Raw genomic sequence first — 6,590 nt, forward strand, 5'->3', positions numbered from 1 at the left:
AATTTAATTTTCAACAATACATTTGCAAAGTAAATTTTGCTGTACATATCAATTTCAGTACAACAATACTATTAAAAATCAACAACAATGGAAAAGGAACTAGAACAAAAGATAAGAGATGTTTTTCAACAACAGAAAGCATTCTTTAAAACTCACACAACAAAGGATATTGAATTCAGAAAAGCTCAGCTGAGAAAATTCCGGGAGGTATTTTTACATCATACAGATGCTCTTTGTGAAGCATTGTCTATTGATTTGGGAAAAAGCAGAAAGGAAGCAGAATACGTAGAAATTCAAATTGTTATCAGTGAGCTTGACTACCTTTTAGAAAATGTTGATGAGTGGGCAAAACCTGTTATCGTTCCTTCCAAACCTCATCCGACAGGTGCTGAAACGATAAGCAAAATAATCCATGAACCTTTTGGGGTTAATTATATTATCGGGCCGTTCAACTATCCTGTACAATTGACGTTCAGTCCACTTATAGGAGCTTTGATAGCCGGGAATACAGCGATTATCAAACCATCAGAAAATACGCCCCATGTAGCTCAGGTGCTTGAAGATATTGTAAAGGAATCTTTTGATGAATCTTATGTAGCGGTTGTTCAGGGAGCTATTGAAGAAAATACTTTATTACTGAGTCTTCCCTTCGATTATATATTCTTTACAGGGAGTCCGAATGTCGGAAAAATTGTTATGAAAGCAGCAGCAGAACAACTCATCCCTCTAACATTGGAACTTGGAGGAAAATCTCCAACCATCGTTCATAAAGATGCAGACCTTGATAAAGCTGTCGCCAGAATATCTTATGGGAAATGGATTAATTGTGGCCAGACCTGTGTTGCTCCTGACTATATCTATATTCATGAGTCTGTAAAAGATGCGTTTGTTGAAAAATTCAAAACGTTTTTAAAAAAGACATATCCTGACGGAAGCTTAGGACAAATTGGTAAGATTGTCAATCAAAATCAGATTAAACATCTTGCCGGTTACCTTGAGGCCGCTCCGGAAAAAATAATCTACGGAGGACATTACAATCTTGAATCCAGACATTTTGAAGCTACTTTAATGGATCATGTCAACTGGGATGATCAGGTGATGCAACAGGAAATTTTTGGTCCTATCCTTCCGATCATGACCTATAATGATATTGATGCCGCTTTGGAAGAAATCAATAATCGTCCTAAGCCGCTTGCTTTGTATGTTTTCACAGAAAATCAGGAATTTGCACAGGATATTCTGAATCGTACAACAAGTGGGGATGCTGAGATTAACAGCGCCATCATACATGTCGGTTCCCATTACTTGCCTTTCGGAGGGGTTGGAACCTCAGGAATGGGAAAATACCACGGTAAATTCAGTTTTGAAAACTTTAGTCACACCAGGTCTGTTCTTCAGGTAATCTGATATTTTCTCCTTATTTACATACTATAGAAGCCATTCAGTAATCATCTGAATGGCTTTTTTTACAAAACCATAAAATTGACCTATTTATCAACGATAATTACGTTTTTCCTCTAAAAATAAGGCCTTAACAAACTTTAACCACTTATAATTTTTACAATTCATTAATATTTAAGATATTTGCGCATTGTTTTAAAAATAAAGAATGAAAAAAATCTTTGTAGTATCATTCATATCAGTTGGATATTTTCTAAATGCGCAGAGTCTAGGTAACTCTCCTTATGCAGCATATGGAATTGGAGATGTAAAATATGATAATACGATCGAAACTGCTTCCATGGGAGGTATATCAACCGCTTTTATAAGTGATTTTACCAGCAGTTTCAATTTTGCCAACCCGGCGAATAACGCCAACTTTGAACTTACAAGCATAAGACTGGAAGCTACCAACGAAAACAATTATTTCAAATCGAATTATAACGATATGAAATCTACAAAGCATTCTACGTATCTTTCTAATATTTCTTTGGCCTTTCCACTATCCGGAAAAATGAAAATGGGGATCTCTTATCAGCCCTACAGTGCCAAAAACTATGATATTGTGACCAAACAGACGATATCTGATAATGGTAATGATGTTATTTATCAGAACAGATTCAATGGAAGTGGTACTTTGAATACGGCCCAGATTGCTTTGTCTTATAAAATCAATCAGGAATTCTCTGTAGGAGCAAGAGCTAATCTTTATTTTGGAGATTTATATGATCTTAATGAATTCAGTGCTTCCAATTCACAGTACATCAATGGCTATGAAATGAAGAACAGAGTCAGAAATTTTAATTTCACATTGGGTACCAGCTATCAGAAACTCAATACACGTACTGATAAAAAACTGACCATAGGAGCTACTGCTACTTTTGGAAATACAAGTAATATGAACACTGATTATACCAACAGTACATACAGGTATACAGATGCAGCAGGAAACAGAGTTGATCAAAGTATTCTTGAACAGAAATCTACCAGTTCAAAAAACCTTCTTCCGTTACAGGCTTCTGTAGGGGTAGGATATGGAAGTGAGAACCACTGGTTCCTTTCCGGACAGGTGGATTATAAAAAAGGAGAAACAATTACATATTTCGGACAGACCAAACAATTCCAGGACACGTACAGAATTTCTGCCGGAGGATGGTATTTACCTAACTACAATAACTTCAGAAACTATTTCTCAAGAGTAGTTTACAGATATGGGGCGTTCTATGAAAGAGGAAATCTTGCCATCAACGGATTGGGAGAACTGGATCCTAATGGAAACAGCATCAATAAATTTGGTATCTCTGCCGGTGTAATGCTTCCATTCAAAAATAGTAGTATTACAAGGATGAGTGGTCTTGAAATCGGAGTAGAACTTGGGAAGAGAGGAACGCTTAAAGACAACCTGATTAATCAGAATTTCATCAACCTGAAAATCGGCTTCAATTTTGCTGATAAATGGTTCAGAAAGGCTCTTTACAACTAGAATGAAGTTTTCAAAAAAAATATCATATAAAAATATAGCATGCCTTTTTAGTTGTGCTATATTTTTTATATTGACTTCCTGTGAGGAAGATCTTACTAAGAGAAAAGGTACTGAAAGTAAAAATTTCCCTTCACAGATCATCAACAACGCTACGATAATACAGCGTGATTCCGGTTTTGTCACAATGAAAGCCAAGGCTCCGATTATAGAAAAATATGAGCTGATAGACAGTGTATATACTTTGGCAAGGAAAGGAATTAATATTGAATTTTTTGACAAGAAAAAACCAAAAGTTCCGGGAACCATTAAAGCAAAATATGCTAAATTCTACGACTACAAAAAGTTTTATGAAGCAAAAGGCGATGTAAGAATTACCACCAATGAAGGGCAAAAATTTGCGATGCAGAGTATCTATTGGGATCAGAGAAAAAAAACGATTTATACCAGGGATACGGTATACGTTACTATGGAAGACGGTTCTACTCTTGTAGGCGCCAACGGAATGACTGCCAAAGATGACTTTTCTGAGTATACCTTCTATAATAACTCCGGAGATTTTAACTCCAAAAGAATTTCCGAAAACAAAAAATAACCTCTATTTATTATGAAAACTCTGGCGATAGGATTGATGTCGGGAACAAGTCTGGACGGTTTAGACATCTGCCTTGTTGAGTTTGAAAAACAGCATCAATGGACTTTTAAGATCCGGAAAGCAGAGACAGTTCCCTATTCTGTAGATTGGGAAAATAAGCTTAAAACTGCGATCTGTCTATCGGCAGAAGAGCTGCTGGAATTACATTCGGAATATGGTTTTTATCTTGGGCAGCAGGTTAAAGATTTTATCAAAAAACATGAACTCAGGAATATTGATCTCATCGCTTCGCATGGTCATACCGTTTTCCATCAACCTCAGAAAAAGTTTACGCTTCAAATAGGAGACGGAAGAGCCATCAAACTGGAAACGGGCTTGCCTGTTATTTACGATTTCAGAAGTCAGGATGTACTGATGGGAGGAAATGGAGCTCCTTTGGTCCCTATAGGTGATCAGCTTCTTTTTTCTCAATATAATGCATGCCTTAATCTGGGTGGATTTTCTAATATTTCTTTACAATCAGACAACAAAAGAATTGCTTTCGATATTTCTCCTGTCAATATTGTTTTGAATGCCCTGGCTCAGCAATTGGGTGAAAGTTTTGATAAAAATGGTGATATGGCCAGAAAAGGAACCATCAATCATTCTCTATTAGAACAACTTAATCTACTGGATTTTTACCAGCAACCTTATCCAAAATCCCTGGGTATAGAATGGTGTAACCGCCATGTATTTCCGTTGCTTGAAAATACAGCTCCTTTAGACTCGCTGGCTACATTTACAGAACACGTTGCCCAGCAAATTTCGAAAGTCATTAATGAAAACAAGATTAAAAATATACTCTTTACCGGTGGAGGTGCTTACAACTCCTATTTAATTGACAAAATAAAGGCTAAAACAGAATCCCAGATTATCATTCCTGAAAAAGACATTGTTGAGCACAAAGAGGCTCTGATCTTTGCTTTTATGGGCGTTTTAAGAATGAATAACGAAATCAATGTACTTTCTTCAGCTACAGGAAGTATTTCGGATCATTGTTCCGGTATGATGGCTTAACTTGCATCCCCTCTCCCCTTTTCCTTATCGTCGCTACAGTTCATTTTGTTTGTGATTTTTTGTTTCCGGTTCAAGTGTAAAATCTTAAAGAAATAAAATTTAAATTCCACGCAAAGATGTAAGGCAGAATCGTGTAGCACACGCATAACCCAATAGCTCCTTCCACTTTCTTTGCTACGTTATTAATTAACAGATTGAATCTTGTCATTGCGTTTAAGATTTTGTTTCCGGTTCAAGTGCAAATCTTAAAGAAATAAAATTTAAATTCCACGCAAAGATGTAAGGCAGAATCGTGTAGCACACGCATAACCCTATAGCTCCTTTTCCACTTTCTTTGCTACGTTATTAATTAACGGATTAAATTTTGTTATTGCGTTTAAGAAAAACCCACCCATGTAACTTTAAGACTTTATCTTAATATTACCTGAACTTTTTGCTCAGTCTCAGGTTTTAGACTGATCCTATTCTGACCACCTCTTCCCGGTTTTCCAACCTTCTTTGAATTTTTGGCATCTTTATAAATGACACGACATCTTTTGTCGCTTGTCAACAATATATTTACAATAGAAACTCAGAATTAATATAAAATTCACTAGTGAAAGAATGATAAAAATGATATCTTAATAACCTCAGAAATAAAAACACAAGACATGAAAAAAGATATGAGAACATATACAATATGCCTTTTATACAGCATCTTTATCCGGGAAATCATCCAACTAAAAAACATCCGGTTGTCTTATTCCGGATATAATACGATACTACATAATGATTATTCTATTGTTCTATTCAAAAGAAAGAGATCACAAAACCCACAACAAAATATATACAAACAGGTAACCACTTCTAAATTCATCAATTTTGTCAGTAAATTCATGAATCTATAAACTCATAATTTGTAGCATTACTCTTCTTACCTCATCTTTACTTCAAACAAAAACTAATATAATTATCAAAAAACAATATGTATGAAAAAAATTTATTTAACCGCATGTATCTTATGTACATTTCTGGGTATATCTGCTCAGGAAGTATTATGGCAGAAAGACATCAAATCCTCTACCCAGGATTTTCTGAGCCAGGTGATTACAACGATTGATCAACAGTATCTTATTACAGGGAGTTCTATTCAGGCCGGAAGTGGGAAGCTGGAGGCTGGAAGACCGTCCAACAACGGATATGACTTCCATTTGATAAAGCTTGATCAGCAAGGGAACGAAAAATGGGAAAAGTATTTCTCAGGAACCAACCATGACTATTTATCAGCTACCGTAACCACTCAGGATGGTGGATTTTTACTAGCAGGAACTTCTTATTCAGGAAAGGGATTAGACAAAAAAGATGATTCCAAAGGCGGAGCTGATATCTGGCTGATCAGAATCAACGAATTTGGGGATGAATTATGGCAAAAAACATTGGGAAGTACGTCCGATGAAGAAGCCAGAGCAGTGATTCAAACCACAGATTTAGGATTTTTTGTGGCCGGAAATATTCAAAACTCATCCAAAGGCTATGGTTCAAAAGACGTCTGGATCACCAGACTCGACAAAGACGGAAAAGAACTTTCTCAATTGATTTTAGGCGGGAAAGGTCTGGACGAAGTTGAAAAGATGATTCCGACAAGAGATGGAGGAGCGTTATTGGGAATGTATTCGAGGAGTTCTGAGGTTCGTGATGCGGGTTCCGGGGTTCGTGATGCGAAGTCTGTTACTTCAGACCTGAATATCAAAACCCCGAATCCCGAATCCCATTACTCAAAATCCAGCAGCAATTTCGGGGAAGGTGATTACTGGATTGTAAAGCTCGATAAAAACGGAAAAGTAGAATGGGAAAAGAACTTTGGAGGTAAAGGGGATGACCATATCAGGACATTGGCTCTAACTTCTACAGGGTTTGTCATTGGTGGTGAATCCAGATCGGAAAGATCAGGAAACAAATCCGTAGGCATCGAAGAAGGAACTGATCTATGGTTGATTGCCCTAAACGAAAGAGGGGATGAACAATGGCAAAAATCCTACA

The 6,590-nt window shown here is 36.6% G+C and carries 4 protein-coding genes and 1 pseudogene; all 5 read left to right on the forward strand.

The genetic code is table 11. The annotated features are described in order from the left end of the window. The first annotated feature begins 87 nt into the window (after nucleotides 1-87). Nucleotides 88-1,407: an NAD(P)-dependent benzaldehyde dehydrogenase MdlD gene (gene mdlD, locus C1631_RS07220; protein ID WP_109711387.1), complete on the forward strand. Its 1,320-nt coding sequence runs from the start codon at nucleotides 88-90 to the stop codon at nucleotides 1,405-1,407. A 202-nt stretch (nucleotides 1,408-1,609) separates the two neighbouring features. After that, nucleotides 1,610-2,923, forward strand: a complete 1,314-nt coding sequence (gene bamG / locus C1631_RS07225; RefSeq protein ID WP_103249209.1) for a BamG family beta-barrel-assembly machinery protein — start codon at nucleotides 1,610-1,612, stop codon at nucleotides 2,921-2,923. A gap of 1 nt (nucleotide 2,924) precedes the next feature. Then, nucleotides 2,925-3,515 (forward strand): LPS export ABC transporter periplasmic protein LptC, encoded by a 591-nt coding sequence (gene lptC / locus C1631_RS07230; RefSeq protein ID WP_103249206.1) that lies wholly within the window; start codon nucleotides 2,925-2,927, stop codon nucleotides 3,513-3,515. Nucleotides 3,516-3,527: 12 nt separating this feature from the next. Continuing rightward, a complete protein-coding gene (locus tag C1631_RS07235) occupies nucleotides 3,528-4,571 on the forward strand; it encodes an anhydro-N-acetylmuramic acid kinase (protein WP_103249204.1) in 1,044 nt (347 codons plus the stop codon). Nucleotides 4,572-5,539: 968 nt separating this feature from the next. Continuing rightward, nucleotides 5,540-6,590 (forward strand): annotated as a pseudogene (locus tag C1631_RS07240) (T9SS type A sorting domain-containing protein); the annotation flags it as partial.

This window comes from Chryseobacterium phosphatilyticum (assembly GCF_002899825.2).
Classification (GTDB): domain Bacteria; phylum Bacteroidota; class Bacteroidia; order Flavobacteriales; family Weeksellaceae; genus Chryseobacterium; species Chryseobacterium phosphatilyticum.